This window comes from Nesterenkonia sandarakina, assembly GCF_013410215.1.
GTDB lineage: Bacteria > Actinomycetota > Actinomycetes > Actinomycetales > Micrococcaceae > Nesterenkonia > Nesterenkonia sandarakina.
In genome coordinates, this window is record NZ_JACCFQ010000001.1 from 14,483 (window position 1) to 37,459 (window position 22,977).

The 22,977-nt window shown below is 61.4% G+C and carries 26 protein-coding genes and 1 pseudogene; 6 read left to right on the plus strand and 21 right to left on the minus strand.

Annotated elements, in window-relative coordinates; all coding sequences use genetic code 11:
- Positions 1-2: 2 nt before the first annotated feature.
- A complete protein-coding gene (locus HNR11_RS00065) occupies positions 3-389 on the minus strand; it encodes a sensory rhodopsin transducer (protein WP_179440571.1) in 387 nt (128 codons plus the stop codon).
- The gene (locus tag HNR11_RS00070) at positions 389-1,624 is read right to left on the minus strand and encodes a D-arabinono-1,4-lactone oxidase (protein ID WP_179440572.1); all 1,236 of its coding nucleotides are present in this window, start codon (positions 1,622-1,624) and stop codon (positions 389-391) included. Before HNR11_RS00070 ends, HNR11_RS00065 begins: the two co-directional genes overlap by 1 nt.
- A gap of 522 nt (positions 1,625-2,146) precedes the next feature.
- Here HNR11_RS00070 and HNR11_RS00075 point away from each other — a divergent pair.
- Positions 2,147-2,758, plus strand: a complete 612-nt coding sequence (locus HNR11_RS00075) for a flavodoxin family protein (protein WP_179440573.1) — start codon at positions 2,147-2,149, stop codon at positions 2,756-2,758.
- A gap of 646 nt (positions 2,759-3,404) precedes the next feature.
- Here the strand turns inward: HNR11_RS00075 and HNR11_RS00080 are convergent.
- The 7 genes from HNR11_RS00080 to HNR11_RS00110 form a co-directional block, all read right to left on the minus strand.
- On the minus strand, positions 3,405-3,887 hold the full coding sequence (locus HNR11_RS00080) for a CBS domain-containing protein (protein ID WP_179440574.1): 483 nt from the start codon (positions 3,885-3,887) through the stop codon (positions 3,405-3,407).
- Positions 3,888-4,751: 864 nt separating this feature from the next.
- Positions 4,752-5,078, minus strand: a complete 327-nt coding sequence (locus HNR11_RS00085) for a stress protein (protein WP_179440575.1) — start codon at positions 5,076-5,078, stop codon at positions 4,752-4,754.
- A gap of 172 nt (positions 5,079-5,250) precedes the next feature.
- Entirely contained in the window at positions 5,251-5,733 is a 483-nt protein-coding gene (locus HNR11_RS00090; RefSeq protein ID WP_425488267.1) for a DUF4383 domain-containing protein, read from the minus strand.
- 161 nt (positions 5,734-5,894) lie between these two features.
- Complete coding sequence (locus tag HNR11_RS00095; RefSeq protein WP_179440577.1) at positions 5,895-6,311, minus strand: CBS domain-containing protein; 417 nt, start codon at positions 6,309-6,311, stop codon at positions 5,895-5,897.
- 50 nt (positions 6,312-6,361) lie between these two features.
- On the minus strand, positions 6,362-6,817 hold the full coding sequence (locus tag HNR11_RS00100) for a CBS domain-containing protein (RefSeq protein WP_179440578.1): 456 nt from the start codon (positions 6,815-6,817) through the stop codon (positions 6,362-6,364).
- A gap of 25 nt (positions 6,818-6,842) precedes the next feature.
- Positions 6,843-7,496 (minus strand): CBS domain-containing protein, encoded by a 654-nt coding sequence (locus tag HNR11_RS00105; protein WP_179440579.1) that lies wholly within the window; start codon positions 7,494-7,496, stop codon positions 6,843-6,845.
- A complete protein-coding gene (locus HNR11_RS00110; RefSeq protein ID WP_179440580.1) occupies positions 7,493-7,795 on the minus strand; it encodes a hypothetical protein in 303 nt (100 codons plus the stop codon). The genes HNR11_RS00105 and HNR11_RS00110 overlap by 4 nt, the downstream gene beginning before the upstream one ends.
- 1,122 nt (positions 7,796-8,917) lie before the next feature.
- Here HNR11_RS00110 and HNR11_RS00115 point away from each other — a divergent pair.
- From HNR11_RS00115 to HNR11_RS00135, 5 genes and pseudogenes are all read left to right on the plus strand, one after another.
- On the plus strand, positions 8,918-9,799 hold the full coding sequence (locus HNR11_RS00115; protein ID WP_179440581.1) for a manganese catalase: 882 nt from the start codon (positions 8,918-8,920) through the stop codon (positions 9,797-9,799).
- Positions 9,800-9,996: 197 nt separating this feature from the next.
- A complete protein-coding gene (locus HNR11_RS00120) occupies positions 9,997-10,593 on the plus strand; it encodes a DUF4142 domain-containing protein (protein ID WP_281366248.1) in 597 nt (198 codons plus the stop codon).
- Positions 10,583-11,389, plus strand: coding sequence for a class F sortase (locus HNR11_RS13915; protein ID WP_246310275.1), 807 nt, complete (start codon positions 10,583-10,585; stop codon positions 11,387-11,389). The genes HNR11_RS00120 and HNR11_RS13915 overlap by 11 nt, the downstream gene beginning before the upstream one ends.
- 229 nt (positions 11,390-11,618) lie before the next feature.
- Positions 11,619-11,789, plus strand: a pseudogene (locus HNR11_RS00130) (IS481 family transposase); the annotation flags it as partial.
- Positions 11,790-11,979: 190 nt separating this feature from the next.
- Positions 11,980-12,711 carry a GAF and ANTAR domain-containing protein gene (locus tag HNR11_RS00135; RefSeq protein ID WP_179440584.1) on the plus strand — a complete coding sequence of 244 codons (732 nt, stop codon included), beginning with the start codon at positions 11,980-11,982 and terminating at the stop codon, positions 12,709-12,711.
- A 25-nt stretch (positions 12,712-12,736) separates the two neighbouring features.
- Here HNR11_RS00135 and HNR11_RS00140 read toward each other — a convergent pair whose 3' ends face one another.
- The 12 genes from HNR11_RS00140 to HNR11_RS00200 all read right to left on the minus strand — a co-directional run bounded on the left by HNR11_RS00140 (position 12,737) and on the right by HNR11_RS00200 (position 22,914).
- The gene (locus HNR11_RS00140; RefSeq protein ID WP_179440585.1) at positions 12,737-13,045 is read right to left on the minus strand and encodes a hypothetical protein; all 309 of its coding nucleotides are present in this window, start codon (positions 13,043-13,045) and stop codon (positions 12,737-12,739) included.
- Between the two features lie 280 nt (positions 13,046-13,325).
- A complete protein-coding gene (locus HNR11_RS00145; RefSeq protein ID WP_179440586.1) occupies positions 13,326-13,817 on the minus strand; it encodes an SRPBCC family protein in 492 nt (163 codons plus the stop codon).
- Positions 13,818-14,833: 1,016 nt separating this feature from the next.
- Entirely contained in the window at positions 14,834-17,284 is a 2,451-nt protein-coding gene (locus tag HNR11_RS00150; protein ID WP_179440587.1) for an AAA family ATPase, read from the minus strand.
- A 112-nt stretch (positions 17,285-17,396) separates the two neighbouring features.
- Positions 17,397-17,888 (minus strand): toll/interleukin-1 receptor domain-containing protein, encoded by a 492-nt coding sequence (locus HNR11_RS13920; protein ID WP_343050532.1) that lies wholly within the window; start codon positions 17,886-17,888, stop codon positions 17,397-17,399.
- Positions 17,889-18,260: 372 nt separating this feature from the next.
- The gene (locus HNR11_RS00160) at positions 18,261-18,836 is read right to left on the minus strand and encodes a recombinase family protein (RefSeq protein WP_179440588.1); all 576 of its coding nucleotides are present in this window, start codon (positions 18,834-18,836) and stop codon (positions 18,261-18,263) included.
- Between the two features lie 676 nt (positions 18,837-19,512).
- Positions 19,513-19,920, minus strand: coding sequence for a hypothetical protein (locus tag HNR11_RS00170; protein ID WP_179440590.1), 408 nt, complete (start codon positions 19,918-19,920; stop codon positions 19,513-19,515).
- Between the two features lie 357 nt (positions 19,921-20,277).
- On the minus strand, positions 20,278-20,700 hold the full coding sequence (locus HNR11_RS14325) for an RNA polymerase sigma factor (RefSeq protein ID WP_425488251.1): 423 nt from the start codon (positions 20,698-20,700) through the stop codon (positions 20,278-20,280).
- 216 nt (positions 20,701-20,916) lie between these two features.
- Positions 20,917-21,099 carry a CsbD family protein gene (locus tag HNR11_RS00180; RefSeq protein WP_179440592.1) on the minus strand — a complete coding sequence of 61 codons (183 nt, stop codon included), beginning with the start codon at positions 21,097-21,099 and terminating at the stop codon, positions 20,917-20,919.
- 60 nt (positions 21,100-21,159) lie between these two features.
- Positions 21,160-21,765, minus strand: a complete 606-nt coding sequence (locus HNR11_RS00185; RefSeq protein ID WP_179440593.1) for an Asp23/Gls24 family envelope stress response protein — start codon at positions 21,763-21,765, stop codon at positions 21,160-21,162.
- Positions 21,762-22,304 carry a DUF6286 domain-containing protein gene (locus HNR11_RS00190; RefSeq protein ID WP_179440594.1) on the minus strand — a complete coding sequence of 181 codons (543 nt, stop codon included), beginning with the start codon at positions 22,302-22,304 and terminating at the stop codon, positions 21,762-21,764. Before HNR11_RS00190 ends, HNR11_RS00185 begins: the two co-directional genes overlap by 4 nt.
- A complete protein-coding gene (locus HNR11_RS00195) occupies positions 22,301-22,735 on the minus strand; it encodes an Asp23/Gls24 family envelope stress response protein (RefSeq protein WP_179440595.1) in 435 nt (144 codons plus the stop codon). The genes HNR11_RS00190 and HNR11_RS00195 overlap by 4 nt, the downstream gene beginning before the upstream one ends.
- Complete coding sequence (locus HNR11_RS00200) at positions 22,732-22,914, minus strand: hypothetical protein (protein ID WP_179440596.1); 183 nt, start codon at positions 22,912-22,914, stop codon at positions 22,732-22,734. Before HNR11_RS00200 ends, HNR11_RS00195 begins: the two co-directional genes overlap by 4 nt.
- Positions 22,915-22,977: the final 63 nt, after the last annotated feature.

Below are 22,977 nucleotides of genomic sequence, written 5' to 3' on the forward strand. Positions count from 1 at the left end.
GCTCAGCCTTCTCCGGAGAACCCAGAGCTGATAGCCACGCCCAGTTCAGCCTGCCGAGTGTCTACGTGACGCAGCTGAATCACCAACGCAGCGTCAGACTCCACTGTGATGCCGTAGGCCACTCCCAGCGGGATCGCCTGGGGGTCGATCAGGTCGTTGATCCGCACGTGGCGGACCCTACTCGCGGGCACCTCGATCAGATAAGGCCCCACCGGGTCATCTTCGACGTGGAACACCGTGACCTCGGCGCAGACTGTTTCACTTCCGGTGTTGAGCAGGCACAGCTCGTCTCGGCTGGTGAACTCCGGCTCGTGCCCGGTGGACCCATCAGGCATGAACCCAGCAGCGAAGGCCCAGCTAGTCCGTCCCATGGTCTTCTGCTCACCCATCACTGTTCTCCTTCCGCGCCGAGGATCCGGCGCAGGTAGTCGTTGAGATAAGTCCCTTGCGGATCCAGCTGCCGACGGATCTCACCGAACCGGTCCCAGTGGGAGTACATCTGGCTCAGCTGCTCCGCAGTGCAGGTGTGCTTCTTCCCCCAATGCGGGCGCCCACCGTCGCCCAGGAACAGCGGCTCCATATCCTTGAAGTATTCCTCGTAGTCGAGTTCCGCGTTGTGCAGCAGCGCGATTGTCATGGTCGGGCGCTCTCGGGCGTTGGAGAGCATCGCCTGGTCAGCAGCGATGGTCCGGACCAGGACCCGCCACCCGACGCTGGACCGGTGACGCTCCTTGATCCTCTCCCGGGCCGCACGGAACGTCTCCAGCCCGGTGGCGCGCGGGAGCATGTACTCCATCTCGTCGAACCGCAGATCCCGGTGGTTCGGGATGATCTCATACGAGGATCCGGTCTCTTCGCGCTTGACCCGACCGGGTGGGCGCAGCCCATCGAGCCGACCGGGTTCATCAAGGATTCTCACCTGGGCGTGATCGCTGCGCGGATACCAGTAGAAGTCCACATGGCGATAAGTCGCGGCCAATTCATCGAAATGCTCGAGGACCCAGTCGATATGGGTCATGATGTTGACCCGGTGCAGCTCATAGGCCGGGCGAACCCGCAACGTTAACGAACTCAGCGTCCCCAACGCACCGAGGGAGACCTGGACTGCTCGGGTCAGTTCAGAGTCCGGGGCTTCTCCCGCATCGACTCCAAACGGCAGAACTTCGCCCGTGCCGGTGACCAGTCGCCCGCCCACCAGAGTGGAGGAGAGATTCCCCAGAGTCTCCCCCGTGCCGTGGGTCCCGGTCCCGATGGCTCCAGCGATCGTCTGATAGTTCACGTCCCCGAAGTTCTCCAGGGCGAGCCCTACCTCGGCGAGTTCACCACCAAGGGCCTCCAGGCCGGTGCCCGGAAGGATAGTCGCTGTTCCTGCGTCGGCGTCGTGGCTTACCACCCCGCTCATCTGATCGAGGGAGACCAGGGTGTCTTCGGTGCGCATGATCGGGGTCGAGGAGTGCCCGGACCCGACAGGCCGCAGAGTCTCACCATTGTGTGCACTCTGGCGGACGAGCCCGCTGAGCTCCTCTTCGGTCCGCGGGGACGCCCGCTGTTGGGCGGTGAAGGAGAGGCTCCCCGACCAATTGGTGAAGCGGAAGTCCTTCTCGAGAGAACTTGTGTGCGTCATCTGTGGTTCCTTCCGTGTTGTTCGCTCTGGGGCGTCTTCGGTGCCCGCTCTCCCGCGTGCAACGTGGCGATCTCCTCGGGGGATAACCGAGGTTCAAGACGCACCGGGGCACGGTATTGCGGCCGTTCGGGAGGTCCATCCGTGGGGGCTGTTCCCGTGGGGGCTGTTCCCGTGGGATGTGGGCCGGAGCAGAATGCCCGATTTTGCGTGAGGGGGGGGGCTTGCTCGGGGGCCCTCGGGTGCCGGGAGGAGTCCGGGCGTCTCCCGGTCACAGGTCGTGGAGGAACACACGAGTCACGCGACGAAACGCCTGCAGTGGTATCGCACCACAGGTGCAGCGGATGCATCATAGCGGGACCTTGAACATCGTCAGTCGAGCGCCCGGGGCTAGAGCTACCACCATCGTATCGGTTGCCTGCTCAGCCTGCTGGCGTCGCAGGTGCTTCTGTCCGGTGCTTTTCATCAGGTGCGATCAAGCTCTGCACCCTTGCGCACTGGGTGCCCCGACCGTAGCGTGCTGCCATGGATACACAGCTGCACGCAGTGGCACTGAACTGCACGTTGAAACCCTCCCCCGACCAGTCCAGCACCGACGTGATCACCGACCAGCTGCTGACCGAGCTGGCGTCCCACGGTGTCACCGCAGAGACCATCCGTATCGTCGACTACGACGTCAAACCAGGTGTCGAAGCGGATATGGGGACCGGGGACCAGTGGCCGCAGATCCTTGAGCGGATCAACGCCGCCGACATCCTGGTCTTCGGCACCCCGACCTGGGTGGGTCATATGTCCAGCGTGGCCCAACGGGTGCTGGAGCGCCTGGATGCAGCGTTGTCTGCCACCGATGACCAGGGGCGTCCGGTCATGTTTGGCAAGGTCGCGTTGGTCGCAGTGGTGGGCAACGAGGATGGTGCGCACAAGATCATCGCCGATGCCTTTCAAGGACTCAACGACATAGGGTTCAGCATCCCCGCCCAAGGCGGGACCTACTGGAACCACGAGGCGATGAACCCGAAGGACTACAAAGACCTCGACGAGACGCCTCCTGCGGTGGCCGCGACCAATAAGACCGCCGCCGCGAACGCAGTCCACCTTGCCCGCCAGTTGGCCCGGGATCAGTACCCGGCCACATAAGTGGCCCTCCGGGAGTCCGCTCAAAGGGTGCGTGACACTTCTGTCCTGAGAGTCGCTCCTGACATCGAATCCATCAGGGCCCCGCCGGCCCGCTGCTAGACCGACGAGGTGCGGCGAGCCTACGCCCGCTCCCTCCCGGCTCGTTTAAGTCCCGGTGAATGTGACGTGGTCACCAACCGGTTCCGTAGACCGGCACTGCTGCAAGTCCTGCCCAGACTTGCTGGCGGAGCGCATCGTCGGCGGGCTCGGCACTGGCGGTGAGCCCTGGCCTCAGTGCTCTATAGCCTGTCCTTAGAACAAAGCCTTATGCACACCAGCACAACGAGCCTAGAAGCCCCGCCGCCCACTCGGTCCAGCACTCCGCCAGCAGTAACGAGCGGGCGACCGCGACGGGGCCCTCGGCATCACTCCTGGCTACCAATCCGGGGTACCGGATCCAGGCGCGCTCCTTGTGCATCAGACACATGAACAGGGACCATGGTCCTGACGTCACTGACATCTCTGGAGCGAATGGGATCAGAGGTGGACAGAGTAGAAGTCCTTGCTAGAAAAGGAGGTTCCACGGCGAGTCCGACCCCGGTCCTGCTGCTTGCGTCCGGGGGATGCGTCCTCGGCATGCCTGTTCAACACGGGCGCGGCTGCTGGGTCATGCTGCCTCGAGATTCGCCCGACTGCCCGGTCGACCCGGCGCCGCAGAGAGGTCCAAAGCGGGAGGTGCTTCGGTTCTCGCCTCGGGGAGCTCTGCGGTTGTGGTGGGGGTACCTGCTGCGGCGATCGCGCTGCTGGTCAGCGCTCCTCGCAGTACACCGCCTTCCACTACTGGCAGGTACTCGACCTGGTGGGTCGCCATCAGGGCCAGTGCTTCGTCGACCGTACTGCTCATCGAGACTAACGGTGTCGTGGTGGTCATCAGGTGCTGGGCCCTGAGTGAGTAGGCGAGATCTCCCATGGAGCTCAGTGCCCGCTCCAGAGCAACGTAGGTGACGATTCCCAGGTAGGACCCATCAGGGTCACACAGTGGCAACGCGTCAGTGCCAACCTGAGTCAGTCCGCAGGACGCCTCGGTGAGTGAGGAGTCCATGCGCAGCCACATCGGCGTGGAGTCCATCAAATCTTTGATCGTGTGCATCAAGGGCTTTCTCTTTTTGGGTTAATGCCAACTACTGTTAGACGTTCTGCGCGCGATCCCGAACAAGGGCCAGGGCCTCACCAGCAAGACCCACGCAAGCGGTGGGTAAAACATCCATGCCGCCGGGCCGCGGCTTTAGGTCGCTGGTGTTCCCGGAAGAAGCTCTACCGTGTGCTCGGGCTTCCGGTGCGTGGTTGCGCGGTAGATCATCGTGCACGCCTGAGCGCTGAGAAGAACTGTCAGGATCATCAGCGCCGCGAGGACGAAGCCGTTGATCGTGTGAAGAAGTGCCATATCCATGGGTGAGTCCTTTGAGATCATTCGGGACAGATAAGACCGTCAGCACACCAGGTGAGACGTGGGTGTGGTGCCCGGGTCAGCGCGCAGTTGAAGCGCCGGGAGTGAACGCGAATCGCAGGTCTCGGGAGGCGAAAGATTCCCCGAGCAGCGAGCCTTAAAGCCGATGTCTTATTGGGCGCAGTGTTCGCAGCAGAAGACGTCCCCGTTTTTGCGTACCCCGTGTCCGATCACGCGACTGCCGCAATGAGCGCAGCTCGGTGCCATCTTGTGGATCGCGCACTCGAAACTGTCGAAGGTGTAGGTGTTTTGGTCTTGGGTGATGGTCATCGCGCTGTTGTAGTCGTTTCCGCACGTGTCGCACACGGTCATGTCTTCCTCCTGAGATAGTTCTGGATCGTGAGGTGAGCGATCTGCCCAGCACGACCCATCTCACGCAGAGAATCTGGTGTCTGGATGTCCCGTGCCTGTCACGGGCCGGTCCGGCGACGAGGACGCGCTGTCCTCGTGTTCTCGCCGAACCGGCCCGTGTTGAGTCGCCTGTGGACTCACCAGGAATGCTCGGGTCTAGCTGTTGCGTCCGCCCTTGGCCTTGTCCTCAGTGGACTGGGCCTGAGCTCCCTGCTGGCCGGCCTGGCTGGGATCGGCCGAGTTGGAGTCTCCGAAGCTGCCGGAGCTCTGCTGGCCACCCTTCTGACCAGCCTGGCTCGGGTCAGCCGAGTTGGAGTCTCCGAAGCTGCCGGAGCTCTGCTGGCCACCCTTCTGACCTTCCCGGCTCGGGTCAGCCGAGTTGGAGTCACCGAAGCTGCCCGAGCTCTGCTGGCCACCCTTGCTGGCCTGGTCTTCGGTGTCGTTGCGGTTGCCGAACTGTCCTGAGTTGTTCTGATCAGCCATCACAATGCTCCTTACCTATTCGTTTCAGTCTCATTCGAGACCTGTACACGAGGCGCAATGCCTCTCCGTTCAGCGCCAGAGAGACTCGTTCTAGGGGTCTGGCTCTCTGGCGCCCCGCCCCGGCACCCGGTCCTTCGAGTAGCGGGGGCGTGGATCTAGGGTGGTGCCCCGTTCAGGGACGCCCACGCTGGTCGTGGCCACGGTGGGGAAGTTCCTCGTGAGTGCGGCGAGGCAGGAAGGACAGGGCGATCATGGTCACGCCGAGTCCCAGGTGCAGCCAGTCATTAGCGGTGTTCAGCGGCACAAAATTGGCCATGGAGTTCTTGTCGATGACAAGCCCGTAGATCCAGAGCCCGAGGTAGACCACGCCGCCCCAGAGCAGGAAGTGCCGGGCCGCGGTCCCGGTCCGGGCCAGGGCCACCCCGACCACGCCGTAGAGCAGGTGCACGATGTTGTGCAGCACCGAGACTTGGAAGATGCCCAGCAGCATCGCTTCTGAGTGATGCCCGGCGAAGGCCATAGTGTCGTATCCGGTGGTGATACCGGGGATGAAACCGGCTGCGCCGACCAGGAGGAACACTGCCCCGTAGGCCAGGGCCGCCCATTGCACCGGGGACCTCACGGTCTGTCTCTTCTCTGCTCGGGTCGTCGTCATCATGCTCCCCTTTCCTTCTTCGATCCTTGTCTGGACCCATCTGGCCTATCTGGCCTATCTGTCATCACCGTTGTCGCGGTGCCAGCTCGCCACCCTCGCTCCCGGTGTGAACCCCCTTGCGGTGACTGCCTCCGGGTGGTTCGCGGATGGTTGGTGGGTGGTTACTCGTAGGAGATGAGTTCCACCAGTTCCCCGGCGCGGTCCTCCGGCATGGCCCGGGCAATATCGGCCTGAGCGAGCATCCCGACCAGGTCGTGGCCATCGATCACCGGAAGCCGCCGCACCTGGTGGCTGGTCATGGTGGCGATGGCTTCTTCGATCGTGTCGTCAGCACCGATCGTGACCGGCTTGCCTGACCCGAGTTCACCGGCTGTGACCTCACGGGGGTCAGTGCCTGCGGCGATGCATTCGCGCACGATGTCGCGGTCGGTGAGCATCCCGTGAAGCCGGTCGTTCTCCCCACAGATCGGCAGCGCCCCGACACCGAGGTCTTTCATCTTCCGGGCAGCCTCTTGAAGGGTCTGGTTCTCCCCGATGCACTCGGCACCGGCGGTCATGATCTCGCGTGCTGTGGTCATCTCAACTCCTTGATATCGGTGGGTTACTCGCTTCAAGAAAACGTTCGCCACTACCGGTGGCTCCCGACAGGGGCCGATTCTGAGGGCCGCGGCCGGTGGGATTCCGACGGGCGCGGCCGGTGGCTGGTCGAGCGGGCCCGATCGGCGAGTTCTTCGACCATGGCGCCGTCGCGCTGGGCGCACCATTGGAAGACCTCAGTCGGGTGCAGCACCCCTACAGGTTCTTCACCGGCGAAGACCACCACAGGTCTGACCCCGTGGGCCTGGTAGTACGTCACGCACTCCTGGATCGGATCATCAGGACCCAGTAGGGCCGGCATGTGGGTCACCGTGCTCGCGCAGCGCTTGTGCCCCCACGCGTCGGGGTGGGTTGCCTTGATGGTTTTGAGGTCCTCACGGGTGAGCACACCGATAGGCCGGTCGTGGAGATCCCGGACGAGGACCATCTCGCTCTGGGTTCTGGCCAGAGCCTGGTGCGCGGCCTCGACCGACTGGGTCTCACACACCGAACATCCCAACGGGCGTAAGAGATCACCAATTCGTGTAGACATCCTTACCTCCTAAAGAAGATCCAAGACGGGTCAAACGGCTCGGTTCATTCCCCGGTCTCAGGGCGCGCACCGGAGTCGTGGCCTGCACGGTTTCAGCCGAGCCGAGGAGAGACACCTCCGAGCGCGCGTGCTGCACCGACACAGACTCCCCACCGGAGGCTTGTGACTCACCGCCGCACCGGTCCGGGGAGACGAACGTCGGGACGCTAACTGGAGCTGTAGCAGTGGTGGCGGTGATCCGGGTGAAATCTAAGTGCGGCTGATCCAGGCACCAGAGGAATACTGGTTCTGGGTAGAGAATCCCCACCGGTTTCCACCCGTTCAGCACCGCCAACGGCCGGACGGTTTCGGTGCGGTAGCGCCACAGCACCCCTTCGACCGGCTGGCCCATCCGGAGGAACTCGACCCCACCAGAACACGCATCAGCGCACACGCCCTGGCGCCACCCTTCGGGGTGCTCGGCGGCTCTGGTAGCCAGGTCCTCATCAGTGAGCACTCCGAGGGTACGACCACCCGGGTCAACCACCAGCACGGCAGTATCCGAGCCGCGCAGCAGTTTTGCGGCGTCATCGAGAGGTTGGTGTGAGCTCAGGGTGTGCTGCACCGGGGACATCAGATCCGCTACACAGGTCATGGGGCCACCGCCTGGCAGTCACAGGGCAGCGCCGGCAGGGCGGTGGTGATCCTTGGGAGGCCATCTTTGGTGCGGAGCTGGTCGATGTAGAGCTCCAAGGCGGCAAACCCGGCCGGATCGAGATGGTCCAGGGCTTGGAGATCGACCACCAGGTCAGGACACGAGATGAACCCGGCGCCGCGGTCTAAGATTTCGGTGACCGTCTGGACGGTGTCCAGGGTCAGGCATCCCAGTACCTGGAGGCGTATGGGGCCAGCGAGGCCAGCAGCGTCGATGGTAACGCGAGAGGAATGCTCCACGGGGGTAGTCCTTGAGAAGAGATTCAAGTGCCCGTGGCCTGAGCAATTCCAAAGTTAGTCGAAACACCGTGGGACTGTAAAGGCCCAGGAACCGATCTCCTTGGATCCCCTGTGTGGGCGATCCGCGACGGCGTGCCGCGGGATTGCGCACAAGCTGACCCAATTCGGAGGCAGCCCCCAATTAGGAACGGAGCCTGCCATGGATACCGCCGATTCCCCGCGCGATCTTTCTGAACTCCACCAGGTCCTTCTCGATATGACAACGAAGAAATGCATTTCCTGGGCAGCCGTCTGTCTCATAACGACCGCTAGCATCCAGGTCATCTAGCTCTGTCTCTCACGACCGAGGACGGTCCTTTGTGGCCCGAACTTCCTTACCGGCGTCGTACCCCCCGTGCTCTCTGTCTTCCATGCTCGCCTGATGTCTATCACCGGCACCCTCGTCGGTGCCGCAGTGGGCAACTGGCTCACCTCCAGATCGTCGGTCGCAAAAAGCGCCGTCGAAATCGGTCAGATAACCGGATCGACGGGAAGGCCTATCGGCGAGACCTAGCGCTGCAGAGTTAACCTGAACTGCGGCAATTCGTGCAGGACCGAGCCCTGCACGACGAGATCCCACCACCCTTTACAACCCCGTAGAAGCAGCGCTAGCTTAGGAGTTGCTCAAGCCACGGGCACCTGATCCTTTAGTCAAGGACTATCCCCGTGGAGCATTCTCCCCGTGTTGGCATCGGCACCACAGACCTCGCTGTGCGAACCCAGCTGAAGGCACCGGGCCGTCGAACCAGGGAAGAGCTTCCTGCGATCACCGCGACCTTGGACCCCGGGGCCAGGTTCATCCTCGGACCAGATGTTGCTGCGGACCTGAAGGGCGCCGAGCCCACTTACCCGAACGGGCTGAGGGCTTCAGAGTTATACATCGCCAAGCGCTGCGCCGAGGTTGGATTATCAGGGATCATCCCCTCACCTCCAAGGTTCCTCCGCCAGTGTCGAGCGCTGTGCCCATCGGTGTGGCGGAGGGGGCGGTCTCCCCCTCACCGCCTTGACACCGCGAAGCCCAATTCTCGGTTTCGCACCCGCACCCAGTGATTGCATCCGTTGTTCCATCTCCCAGGAGGCACCATGTTTTATCACAGACAGGCCCTGCAGTATCGAGCTACACCCGAGAAGCCCGACGCCGTCTACGCCCGCAAGCTTCAAGAGGTGATCGGTGGTCAGTACGGTGAGATCACGGTCGCCATGCAGTACAGCTTTCAGGCCTGGAACGCGCATATCCCTGGAAAGTACCGGGATCTGCTGTTCTCCACCGCGGCCGAGGAGTTCGGTCACGTGGAGATGCTCGCCACCATGGTGGCGCAGCTGCTGGAGAAGGCGCCCCATGGGATCGCCGAGGACGCGGTGCAGAACGATCCCACCGTGGCAGCGGTGGTCGGGGGCATGGACGTTCAGGACGCGATCCTCGCCGGTGCCGGGGCGCGTCCGGTGGACAGCAACGGCAACCCGTGGAACGCCGGCTACGTCACCGCCAGCGGGAACCTGCTGGCCGACTTCACTTCGAACATCAACGCTGAGATGCAGGGCCGGATCGCGGTGGCCAGGCTCTATCACCAGACTGATGACCCGGGGGTCCGGGATCTGCTGTCGTTCCTGCTGGCCAGGGATACGCATCATCAGAATCAGTGGCTCGCCGCGGCGAGGGAGCTTCAGGAGCAGAGGATCGAGGAGCTGCCGGTTCCGAGCAACTTCCCGATCAAGAAGGAGCATCGGGAGTTCTCCTACCAGGCGATCAACTTCTCCGACGGCGCCTCGATGGCTGACGGCCCCTGGGCGTCGGGGCCCAGCCCCGACGGTCTCGGTGAGTTCAGCTACGTGGACACCCCGATGGAAGGCGTTCCCATGCCGCCCCCGACCCATCCCGACTCCCGGTTCTACGGAACCACTGAGCTGCCCAATGCGGTGGAGAAGACCGCGGGAGCGGTGCAGGACAAACTCAAGAAAGAATAAGCCCCCCGAGGTGGTACGGCTGGGCTCAAATCAACACACAGGCAATTCGCTCCTCAGGACGCCAAAGCAACTCGGCCGCAAAACTACCCTCCTGTGGCGGATATTACATTCATGCCAAAACAAAATAACAAGTTAGGAATCTAAAAATGTCTATTTTTCGGCGAGTAAGCCTTGGCGCTGTGACGGCGCTGGCAGCGATGTCCTTGGCTGTTTCTCCGGCTGCGGCGCAGCCTTCTGAGCAAGATGCTGGATGGATGGTGAGCTCCCACCAGGGAAACCTCGCTGAGATCGCAGCTGGCGAGGCTGCTCTGGAGTACGGAACCAGCGACACGGTACGAGACATGGGGGCAACCCTCATCGAAGACCATCAGGCCCTGGATGAGGACCTCACGGCGGCAGCCGCAGACTTCGGGGTGGAGCTTCCAGGAGAACCGACCGCGGAGCAACAAGCCACGTTGGAGGACGTGTTGAGCCATCAGGGTGAGTCATTCGACACCGCTTGGATCGCCTCCCAGATTGAAGCCCATCAGATGTCACTGGCAGCAACCGAAACCCAGATCGCGTCGGGTTCCGAACCCGCGGCGATCGAGTTGGCAGAGGCCGCGGCTCCGGTCATCCAGGGGCACCTGGATCACCTGATGGAACTCTCCAGCGGTACGCCCGATCAGGTGCCCAGCGGTCTGGCAGCTGCGGGGCCACCGATGCTGCTCGGAGTCTCGATGATCACTCTGGGTCTGTTCGCTGGGGCCGGTTCACTGATGTTCTTTATCCGCCGCAGGCGACATGAGGCCTGAGAACCTACACGGCGTATCCCCACCCCCACCCCGGTCGGCCTCTAAATGGAGCGTCGCTCTGGCGGCGGGGGTGGGGATCTGCCTCGTCACCGGCGGAGTGCACGTGCTGGGCCAGCAGCCCGTTGTCGTCGCGGAGTCTTTTCAGGACGTCTCGGCTGCACCGGGCCATCCGGCCGACCCGGCGCAGTCCTCCCTGAACGACCCCACACCCAGGGACCCCACACCTCGGGACCCCACACCGGAGCGCCCGACACCGGAGCGCCCGACACCGCAGGATCCCGCGTGGGCGGAACAACCGCCCCCGTCCCCGCGCGCAGACAAAGACCAACGCGTGTCAAGGACAACTCCCCTATTGCCCCCGGGCCAGCTGTTATTCGTGGACACTGATGTTGCCCCTGAGGTCACCCCAGTGGGAGTGCTGCCTTCTGGTGCACTGCAGGTTCCGGATGACCCTCAGCGGGTGGGTTGGTGGAGCGGTGGAGCCCTGCCAGGCGATTCAGCAGGGACCCTGGTGCTGGTTGGACACATGGCCGGGTGGTCGCAGGACAGCGCGATGAGCACTCTGCTCAGCGTGAGCGAGGGAGAGACCGTCGAGATCGAAGACCGTGGTGGCACGACCCACCAGTACCGCATTGATACGCGCAGCAACACTCCGAAAGATGAACTCGATCCTTCCCTGTTCGCCACCGATGGTCCGCACAAGCTTGTTCTGATCACCTGCGGTGGCGTTTTCGACGAACAAAGCGGGCGATACTCAGAGAACATCGTGGTCACCGCTGAACCTCTTGGACCTTGAAGTGGTGCGCCCCAACGTGCGGGAGTCTCCTAGGCGATCAGGCCGCGACACAGACCCTTAGAAGAAGACCGTGGGATCCATACAAAGGTCTCGGCTGAGCGACGGGCTGGCGGGCACCTCGTTGACGCTACCCTCTGATCTGCTTACTGAAGTAGACACGGCGGTAGCGGTCTTCTGTATTGCGATGAGTCTCTATATAGCCACAGCGCGGATAGAAACTAGGAACTGCCGCACCTTGGCTGACGGGTGGGGCTATGCGCGCTGGTATACCAGCGAGAAGCAGCGCCGTGACACTCCGGCGGAATGGTTCCACGAATAGAGTCATCACTGACCCCACACCGCCTGCGGGAACAAGCCACCCATCACCAGATTGACTAACCTGTCAGGTCAGTACAGCTAGCCCTTGAGAAGAAATTCAAATGCCCGTGGCCTCAGCAATTCTCGAGGTAGCGGGTGGCTCCCGGGTTGTAAAGACCTGGACAACGAGCGGGTGACGACGAATGGCCGGGGCCGGGGTGACAGGCGTAGTCTCGAGTACAAGCTGTCCCCGGTTTGGAGGCAGGCCCCACCCCAACAGGACGGAGCCTGCCATGGCTACCGCCGATATTGCCCGCGATTTCTCCGCTGAACTCCACCAGGTCCTCCTCGACGATGAGAACATCTCCCGGGTATTGGGCTCGATCACCCAGCTCGCCGTCGAGCATCTCTCCGTCAACCGTCGCGTGCTCTGCGGGATCGTGCTGACCCGCGACCGCAAGAACATCGTGGTCGCCTCCAGCTCCGACGAGGCCCAGCAGATGGACGAAGTCCAAGCCGGCTTCAACGAAGGACCATGCTTAGAGGCCCAACGCTCCAACACGCTGATCCGCGTCCCCGACGTCCGGTATGAGAACCGGTGGCCCAACTACATGAACGAAGTCCGTGACCACGGGCTGCGCAGCGTCCTGGCCGTACCGTTGGGTCTCAACGAGAGGGCCAGTGCGGCGATGAACTTTTACGCTGTGGAACCCGGTGCCTTCCGTGATGAGGACGGCGAGTCAGCCCGGCGCTACGCCGATGTCGCCTCAGCGGTAGTCGGGATCGCGCTGCGCATCGCCACCCACGCTGAAACCGCTGAGGACCGCAGGCTGGCTATGGAATCGCGCACCACGATCGACCTCGCCGCAGGGATCATCATGGGGCAGAACCGGTGCAGCCAGGACGAAGCGATGACCATCCTCAAGAGCGCGTCGAATCACCGCAACATCAAACTGCGCACACTTGCCGAGCAGATCATCTCCCAGGTCGGGCACGGACCAGCATCAACAAACTTCGAATCCTAACCAAGCACAAACAGCTGTTCGGACGTCACGACTCTCGTGGGGATGCGGAGCGGCTGATCACCGGCGCCTCGATCCCACCGCCTTCGATATCTTGGACCTCGCCCCCGGCAAGCACCGTGTTGCCCGCACGAACCCCACGGTTCTCCACGACCCCCGCGACCCGGGAGGACCCCGCGAGCCGGCCCAGGGCGGCGACCTTTACCACCGCACCGGCAGCGACCTCGGTGGGACCATTCTGGAGACCCTCGACATCCAGGCGTGCTCCTTCTGCCACGTGCAAGGGACCCAGATGCTCCCCCACCAGGTGCCCGGTGCTCCCGGGGTAGAAGGTCAAGGGCCCGTAGTGCTGTCCGTGCTGCGCGATCGTAAACGAAGCACCTTGAGGGACATGGACCGCCCCAGAAAACGACCCGCTGAGCTGTTCGTGACCCTCGATCACCCACGGTTCGGCTGTCCCGTAGCTCTGGAATGAGCCGCTCGGGGGGTGTGCTGGATCGTCGTTGTGGTTCACGCTGAGACTCCTCTATGCCGGTAGAACGATCCCAAGGAACCGTCACGTTAAGACTCGAAATTATAGGCGGTGCCACCCCTGAGCGTGCGGATTCCCTGCCGCTTCAGCCGGTGGGCTCACTGGGCTCACTGAGTTCTTCTTCGCCGCCCTCGGATGGCACCTCAGCCTCGCCTCCACTGTCTTCGACGAGTTCCTTAAATTTCTGCAGATCCTTCTGGGCCGAGTTCCGCACCACCTCAACACTGCTGCTGCCCCCAGGCGCCTCCTCTTGGTCTGGGAGTTGATACTCACAGACCAAATGAATCTCAGTCTCTGCCTCGTCAGTCTCAGTGAAGGTCGCAGTCCCAGAATTCACCGCACCATCGACACCAGCCCAGGACACCTTCTGATCAGGCACCAACTCGAGGACCTCCGCTTCCCACTGCTGCCGGACACCCTCTGGTTCAGCGACCCACTCCAACCGGTTATCTGTCAGGAACCGCACACTGATCACCCCACCCATGAACTGCGGGAACTCCTCAAACTGTGTCCATCGGGTGTAAACGGCGCTGATCGGCGCCTGCACAACAATCGTTCCCTCGACCCTGGTCGCCATCGCTTCTTCTTCCCGGTAGAGAACGCTTCGCACCTTCGGTTGCCCTCACCTTGACTGCCTTCAGGGGAGCCCACAGGTGAGGTCATAGGCCCACTGTCTTGGTGCAACGGGAGAACTTTCGGCAGTACTCAAGCTTCTGCCGGGGATTGAACCGCACCGTCATACAAGGACTACACGGGTTCGTGCTTGATATTTCCAGGTCAGCCCTCCTCTTACCAGCGATTCTCCGGCTGAGGGACGGATTCGGGGGAAACCCATACGTGCCGTCCAGGGGGTGCACAGAAGACACCTATGGCTAAGGACACTAACTATTGGCAGAATCCGCCGCCCCCACTCCTGAGATCTTCTGGCATGAGAGTGCCCGTAAGCCGGTCGCTCACCGGGCACTCCCCCACCCCAGAACCACTCCATACGAACACTGGCGTGACAGTGCCCGTATACCCCGCCCGATTAAATGCACGATGAAGGTGCCCTATCTGCACCACTTGGATCGCGCTTGCACTGGAGATCGGATACGACCGCGTTTCACCCAAGCCATAGTCAGGTCGAACTTGTAGAACTTTGGCCTACGCACCTCGGGCCACGTAGGCCAAAGTTTCACGAAACAGAAACGCCCGGGAGAGCCGCTATCTCACCGTAACGGGCTCTGCGATCTACTTACCTTGGTACGCGAGGAAGCAACGCATCGCTGGCCTCCCAGAGTGCTTGGAGACGCGACAAGTCGTTTCTCCACTCTTCAATGTGAATGCCCCGGAACCTGGAGGCTCTTGTCCGCCCGTGAAGAACGTCTGACGTTTCGCGGTAGACATGAGCAGCTTGCCTAGCTGCCCTAAAGGCTTCCAGTCGAACCCCATCGTTCGTCATGGTGGCGAGCAAGAGAAGTCGACGTTCGACATGCCTTGCAGATACTTGGCTCCGAGGCAGACCGGAAGCAGTCACCCAAATCTCTACCGAAACTGATTCGATTGCCCGTCTCACGCGAAGGGCTTCCCGTTTGATGTTGTAAGGAAGCATGGTCACCAACGGATCCCGCGAAGCACATCGATTGTCTTCTCTGCGGTGTCAAAGTCTGTATCCAACTGAGCGGCGTCAGGGACGGCGGATGGATCATGCACGGCCTTAGACCATCGTTTCACCGACGACGCAACTAACTGCCACGCTTGTGTCAGTAGGCCCAGTTGCACCGGGCTATCTGCAAGAAACTGCCTCAGCGCCTTCTTTCGGTGTTCCGTAAGCATCGCTTGGTCGAAGGTTCTACGTGCCTCCTCGGCCTCGGTGACGCTGAGTCTCGCAAAATGGCGCAGAGCGACGTGCTCAAAGGCCTCGTCTAACGCCATGCGCAGCAGCGCCGTGACCTCAGCTCGACCTTCTGGCGCCTCAGCCTTTGTGAGGTCGGTGGCAAGTTCACGTCCGAACTTGATTAGTTCTGCTGGAGGATCCAGCGTGGGCGTCAGTGTCATTTGTCCGCTGCTGTCCCGTGCTGTGGCGAGGACTACGAAGGCCAGCGTGGCGTGGACACGCAGATACTCGACGAACCTGGCATCGTGCGTTGTGAGCACGAGCGATTGGTTCTTCCCAATTTCAGCCAATGTCGAAGACAGCTTATCGACCCGGAAGTCATCGAAAGCGTGCACAGGATCGTCCAAAATTGAAAACGCAAATATTCCGGACTCTGCTGTCGCAATTACTGGCCCGAGGATCAGTGCATTTCGTTGACCAGCACTGAGATGCGCCAGCTCTACGCTCTCTCCCTTGTCGTTTTGGAGATCCAGTCTGCTCTCGGATTTAGTGATGTCAATTGCGGACACTGAGATTCCGACATCCCCGAGAAGACTTTCGACCGCAGGTCCTACGAGGGCGTGCAGACTTGAGCTTCGTTCACGGCGAATCCGAGCAAGGTGGCCGTTCCATTTTCCTCGTGCCTTCTTCAACGTCGCTGTTTTGCTGGCGAGATGAATATTCTCGTCGAAGGCTGAAGCGTAGGATGTGACTGCATCCCAACGGTTGCAACGCCATTGGTGCTCGAGGCCAGAGGCCGCCAAAGCGGCTCTCTTTAGTGAGCGAGCTTCGGGCCGGTCGCTCCACTTGGCTAAACTGCGGATGGCCGTCAAGAGACTTACGTTCAAATCATCAGTGCTGTGCGATGCCTCGTCTACCTCTTTAAGCAGATCCTCGAGACCTACGGTTTCTGTCCGGTCAAAGTCGGAAGGCAGGACGAGTAGACACGCCCTAAGCGGCTCGACCATGTCATTCCGACTTCGTCGGACAAGTCTCTTGAGTTCGGAGGCCGCCTCTCGGGCTTCTGTGAGCCTGTTGGCTTCCTCTCGTAGATGTCTGCGCCAATCCGTATGCGGGGTGCCACACGTGGGGCAGACCCCGTCATTGTCGCCCTGCTGTGAACTAACGACACGAGCGTGCATATCGACAAGGGAGTCCGTGACCTGGGCCGTTAGAAGTGCCTTGGTCGCGGCATTCGACCATTCTTCCCATGCGCTCGTGAAGGCTGCACTGTACTTAGGGAGCGAATCCATAAAGTCTGCATCTAAGAAACTCTCGCGCTTCTTCCTTTCCGTAAGATCGTTGGCTTGCAACCAACATGTCAGTTCCTCTTGCGACTTATGCTCTACCCACTCGAGCGGTTTGATATCCCGTACACCCTGTCGCCGTGCTTCTTCGTCCGCCTCGGCAACCGCAGCGACACTTATTTGCTTCGCAGAATTGATGGTCTTTTCCGCATGTACAGAGGCGTCAACCTCTGCTTTTACACGGGAGTCGAATACGCGGCTGGCGTTGTCCATCGCTAGGCACGAAGTGAGCCAAATTTGCAGATCCTTCTTTTTCTGCAGTTCATCCGCTAGTTCGGCGTAGGCCAGCACCGGGGGCGAGGCTCGGATGGCATCGGCCCAGACGTTCCATGCTGGTGATCCACTGTCTAGCTCGAGTCGTTCATTGCTACTTTCGAGAAGTCCAGTCCGTTTCACACCACTCTCTGTGATCGTCGCCAGTATTTTGAGAGTGTCGGTCGTTGCCTCGTCAACGAGTACAACCCTTACTGTCGCGTTCTCGACGCCTTGGCTCCGTTGATCGTTCGCACCCCAGAGTTCGTGGACGGTTCCGTTGGTGCCAAGATGAGTGGCTCCGGTTCGTCCTTCAAGAGCTACCCGGACTGCCTCGGCAAGACTGGATTTGCCTGATCCATTTTCCCCAAAGAGAACCGTAACGCCTTGTAGATTGTCGATCGTGAGATTGACCTCGTGTTTTGCCCCTCGGAATCCGGTGACCGAAACTCTTCGGAGCAGCCACTTCCGATTCTTGGTCAGCAAGTCGATTCTGTCGCCGCTGTTTAACTCGTCAGCCATCTGAGTCAGCGCCTCCCAGGCCGTGCTATCAGCCCCGGTTTCGGAAAATGCTTGGGCGCGCAGAGACTCTGCAAGGTCTTCCAGCGTGAGTTCGGTCAGCTTGTTCATTCGCTCCCCCTGTGCATGAAGATCAGTCGATATGTTGCTGGCCCTGGACCGAGTTATGCCTGACCGCGCATTCGGATCGTTCCAGGGGCAGACCCGAAATGTTTCAACCCCGCTACCGCTGGACGTCGACCAGTTCGGCGATCTTGACGGCGATGTCTGCCATTGAATCCTCTGAGGTGCTCAAACCACTGCGCGAGCCCAACAGGGGGCTAACCGCCCTAAGAGCTTCATACGACGTACCGTGTACGACCGGAACGAGCTGGTCTCGAGCTAGGAGCTCTGAAAGTTCTTTATCGGCGATGCCTTCGGACTCAAGGCGCCTCAATAACCCAGGGGTGACCAACACGATCCCGGCACGAGATTTCGCTAATCCCTTGTCAATGGCGCGCAGTAGCGGCGCACCAAGCATGACGTCCTTCTCGCTGAACCAAACCGACACTTCATTGAGTTCGAGCAGGTCGTGCAGGTCTTTTGCAACACCACGCCGGTCATCCCAAGCGTGACAGAGAAACACATCACGAAGGTCAGGGTAAGCACGCGCTCGCGCCTCGACCTCACGACGAATCGGAGTAAGTGTCCGCACTTCGGCAGCTGTGTAGGTCACCGAGGAATTACTAGAAGACCAGTTCGGCCGTGCTTTGCTGCTTGATGCTCCTCGGCTGTTTGCGCCCCTACCACTGTGCGGATTGGAAGTCGGATAGTAGGCCCGGGGAGAGTATGACCTGAAACTCCCTCCGCAAGCAGGGCAGTCCGCCTGACCGCTCGCTGTGCGGTGGCCTTGGACCGGCGCGGTGCATCTAGTCGTGAACTAATGGGAACAAACTGTGGTTCAAATAACCTGTAGTACAAACGTCAATTTTATATACTCTTCCCGTGGCCGGCGTCCGAACACAGCAAACCAGCACTGGAATTTAGGACTGCCTACGCGGGAGGCGGCTACCGTATTCCACGTTCTCCGCAAGAATGCCTATACATCTCACTCTTCGGGGCCCCTGTGTCGATAGAAAGTCGCCCGACTCCACCCCACCAGCCTAGCCGCCTCAGTGGCCGTCCGACCTCGAGCCCGAGCTTCCTGGACGACCCGCAGTTTCTCCGCGATCACCGCAGGATCGGATGGTGGCCGACCAAAACGTGTGCCACTTTGCTTTGCAGCCGCGATGCCGGCGTTGACTCGTTCGGTGATGAGCTCTCGTTCGTACTCCGCGAGTGTGGCGAGCATGTTCAGCATCAGCCGGCCCGTCGAGGTCGCGGGATCAATCCCGTCACTGATGGACTTCACCGCTACTCCCCTGTCCCGGAGAAGGTTCACCGTGTTCAACACGTCAATGAGCGACCGGCCTAACCGGTCAACGCGCCACACCACCACGGTGTCCCCGGATTCCGCATACTCAAGCAGTTTTTTCATCCCTGGACGAGAGACCGCGGTCTTCGATCCCGAGGTGACGTCGAAGAAAACATCCCTACGCTGCACCCCCTCCCCCAGCAATGCATCGACTTGCAGCTGGGAATCCTGACTCGCCGTGCTGACCCGCGTGTACCCCAAAAGCCTCATGAGACAAGAATGCCCCACAAAAGTGCCCACAGTCGTGTTCTGAGACGGATTACGTCGAGACGTGTTTGTGAGACATCGCAAGTCCCAGATTCCCGCGGAGTTGGAGGTGGAGTAGAAAGTCCGTACAGAGTGTCTTGTAAGACTACAGATTTATAAGACACGATCATCTGGTCCCGGAGTCGACACTTAATCACAGACCGTCTTCTCTTTGCCTATGCGCGGCCACGTTGCCCCACCTCTCTTGACTTTCTTACAGCCAACGGGCGAACGAGAGCTACCCAGACTCGTGCCAACGAGGTCGCGGCCGCGAGGGCACCGACTGCACGTGTGGCACCGCTAAGGATTGCTGGTCCCAACCCCCAGTATCCGGACCTCCACCTGAGTAGCAGCACGCTGCTCCGCTGTCACCAGCGCGAAGACGCAGCCGTGGACGGCATTCACGACGTCCCCTGCTGGGCGGGATCCGTCGATGTACAGATCGATGTACACCAAAACCTCACCGTCACGGGCGACCACATCGACTACGGCCGCATCGGAGCCGTCTGCGCCGAAGAACTGCTTTGTCGCTGACGCAAGAACGTCTCGAAAGCTTGGAACCAGCCGGGATACTCCCGGAATGTCAGGAACTACCGTGGCGAGGGAGGAAGACAACGTCTCCGTCCGCGCAGGTGCAGGGTCATTCATCGTAGATATCCTCCGCAATCAGATCGAGGGTTCGGGTCCGGAGTCCTGCGGCTTCGCGGAGTCGAACCGTGATGCCCGCACGCAGCCGAACCTGCAGGTCAGAGATGGAACTGTGAGACGACATCGTCACGCTCAGGCGCAGATCGATGGTCATGGTGTCCTGGTCAAGTTCGAGGACGTGGACCCTGCGAGCCTGCACTCCGAGCTCCGCATCGACCACGGCGCGGACTTCCGCACGCAGGGCGGCCAGGAGCATGGCGTAGGTATGGCCCGCCGGAGTCGTCAGCTCCACGCTGGGGCCTCGGGCGAACTCGCGCCGCACTACCTCCATGATCCGCGACTTAATACTCGTCAGCTCGGCATCATCATTGATGCTCCTAGCCCGGTAGTCGGTGACCACTGCACGAAGTCGGTCATAGTTTCCGATTCCACGGGCGCTCTCGAGCGCTCCCCGAGTCTGTGGGATTTCAGGGATCCGCTCCGCACGATGATCAGTCCAACGGGGTTGATCCTTTGGCTCGTGCTTGGGGTTGGGGGCTGCTGACCTGGATGTCATGCCTGTCCTTCCCTGCCCTGGCGATGGCGTACTGGGCTCGTCGGATTCTTTCGCGCACTAGGTACGGAGAAACTCTGAGGATCTGCGCGATCTCGACAAGAGTCTGGCCGTCGACATCGTGCAGCATCCACGTCAGATGGACTTCCAGAGAGACCGCAAGCTACGCCGATGCCTGCGCCCGGATCTCCGCATACATCTCCATCAGCGGCGGTGCGTCGAAAAAGCTGCTTCCGGTGCGCGTCGGGGCCCCACCACGGTGGCGGACGAATCCGGTTGTGGACTTCTGGGAGGCCGGCCTCGGAGCACAAAGTGGCTGTGGTGCGCTGCGATCCAGAACAACCAGGAGGAAAAGTCTTCAGCGTCCCTCAGTGAGTCGAGTCGGCGCCACGCGGTCAGTAGAATCTCGTCCACCACGAGCTTCGTCTCCGCCTCGTGGTGCAGGATCCACAGGCACAACTCAAAGATGAGCGGCTCGTGAGCTTCCAACAGAATGGCGAAGGCCAGGAGGTCTCCGTCACGGGCTCGTAAGACGAGATTGCCCTCTTCGTTCTGCGCTGGGTCGGCGGCTCCAGCGGTTCCTAGACGAGTCCTGTCGTGATCTGTGGTCTCAGATGGTGGTCCCACTGCGGTGGTGTTGTCCTCCTGGTCGTGGATTCCTCTGTGAGATCAACTCCCGCGCGTTCGCGGCTGCGTCGATTCCGATACGGCCGCTGGGGGTTGGCCGGGCGGTGCAATTCGGTCCTTCGAGACCTGTATGCCCTCTCTGGCCTTCTTGCGAGAATCCCGGCGACCCGCCACGCTGCGCAGGTCACCGGGATCTCTTGCGAGAGCTGGGACCGCTTAGTTGAACATGTCCTTTGCGGCGTCCTTGGTCTTCTCTCCGGCCTGCTTGGCTTCGGCCTTGTTCTTCTGAGCCACGCCTTCGGCCTGGGTCTCCTCATTCCCGGTGGCCTTGCCCAGGGCTTCCTTCGCTGCCCCTGCGGCCTTCTCAGCGGCATTGCTGAAATTGTCTGCTGCACTCATGGTGAAACGTCCTTTCGATAGGTGATTCTCAAATCCACGGTTGTGGTCTGTTTTCGATGGTCAGGACAGTTCTACCTCATGAGATTCGGAGCGGCGTGTGCGCCGGACCGGGTCTACGATGAGCCTCACAGAACTCAGCTCCGCCTGGAGGGACTGCTCGACCTCGCGGAATGTCCGGCGGTACAGCTGGGACACCGAGTCAGCAATATCGCTGCGCTCATCGATCTCAACCTTCATCAACAGCCCCGGCGATTTCGCGGTTCCTTCAAGCCGAACGGTGCTCCCCACAACTCCTGGGACCATTTCGGCCGAATCGGAGATCGCACGCTGAAGCACCGTGGTGTTCAACCGAGTCACTCCCTCACGGCCATCGGTGTGCAGCTGGAACTCTCCCGCCTTGTCCGTGCGCGGGACTGCGGTGATGATCCACCAGAGGCTGAGCACCACCAGCCCCGCGCTGACGGCCAGGACTGCTCCCGGTAACCAGGCCGGCAACGCATCGGCGGAGCCCAGGGCATCTCCAGGCTGGGGTGAATGTTCCCACCCGCCGAGAAGCTGACTGAGCAGACCCATCGCCGTCACCAGGACCCCGGCACCGACGAGCAGGAGCAGCAGCCCCAGAATGAGGAGGATGAACCTGTTCGGAGCTTTCGATACTGCGATCATCGCTTCTCCTTCTTCGTGGTGTTCACCGAGACCCGTGGACTCCGGCGCAGACCCATGGAGCTGAACCGGTCCTGAATTCTTCCGGAGAGCTCGCGCTGCACCTCTTTGGTCCCGGGTGCCACAGTGCTCACCGAAAGCTTGACTCGGTTCGGTCTGGCATTGGCCCGGGTGGAAACTGTGCCATCGACGCGCTCAGCTTCAGCTGAGGCGATCCGGCCCAGCCCGCGGGTGGTCAGCACCGTCTTCTGGTGGGTTCCCGCGTCGGGAACCGTCATCTCGACCACCGCTGCACGTCCCGGCTTCAGAGCCAGCACGATCAGGACCAGTCCGATCAGGGCGAAGAGCACCGCCAGTGCGACCAGGATGGGAGCACCCCAGGTGAGCTCGACCAGCGCGTCCAGGCCAGTCAGCGCCTCTTGGTGGGTCACGGCGATGATGGACCACCAGAGCCCCAAGGCACCTAGGATCAACAGGACGGTCGCGACGGCGAGGGCAGGGACGCGCCGGTCAGGACGACGGCGGATCTTAGGGTGACTCATTGCAGTGTCCTTTCCCCGGTTCCCACCAGCAGCTGATCGATGCGCACATCGACCCATCCCACGCTGACCCCGGTCAGCCGGGTCACTTCATCGCTGATATGACGCCGGGCATCATCAGTGAGCTTCTCCAACGGGGCTGGATACGGCAGTGCCAGATGCACGGTGATGTTCGCGATTCCCCCGGTGATCTCCACCTCAGTCTTGGGTCGGGGGCGATTTCCCGGGCCGATACCGATCCCCGCGATGGTGAATCGGTCAGTGGCAGAGACACCGCTGAGCTGGCCGGCGATATACGCTGCCGTGTGCTCCACAGCGGCGTCTTTCACCGTGAGCCGACCACGAGTCTCCGCCGGGGTCATCGCCCGCTCTGGGGTCGGCGCCGAGCGCGCCGAGGCGTGGGCAGCGGCAGGGGTAGGTGCAGCGATACTCATCGCCGGCGCCGATCTGCAGCGGTGAGGTCATTGAGGTCGATCCGACCGTCTATGACCATTCCCACCACTAGTCCCAGCCCACCGAGGAACGCGACCCCGAGGAAGGCCAAGAAGCCAGCCCATATCGCGACGATGCCAAGGATGAGCCCGACGAAAAGTCCTACGTGTGATGTTTTCATGGTGTGTCTCTTTCACTGAATAGAAGAAGGAACCGCTCCCCCGCCCCACGGGCCGGACGTGGA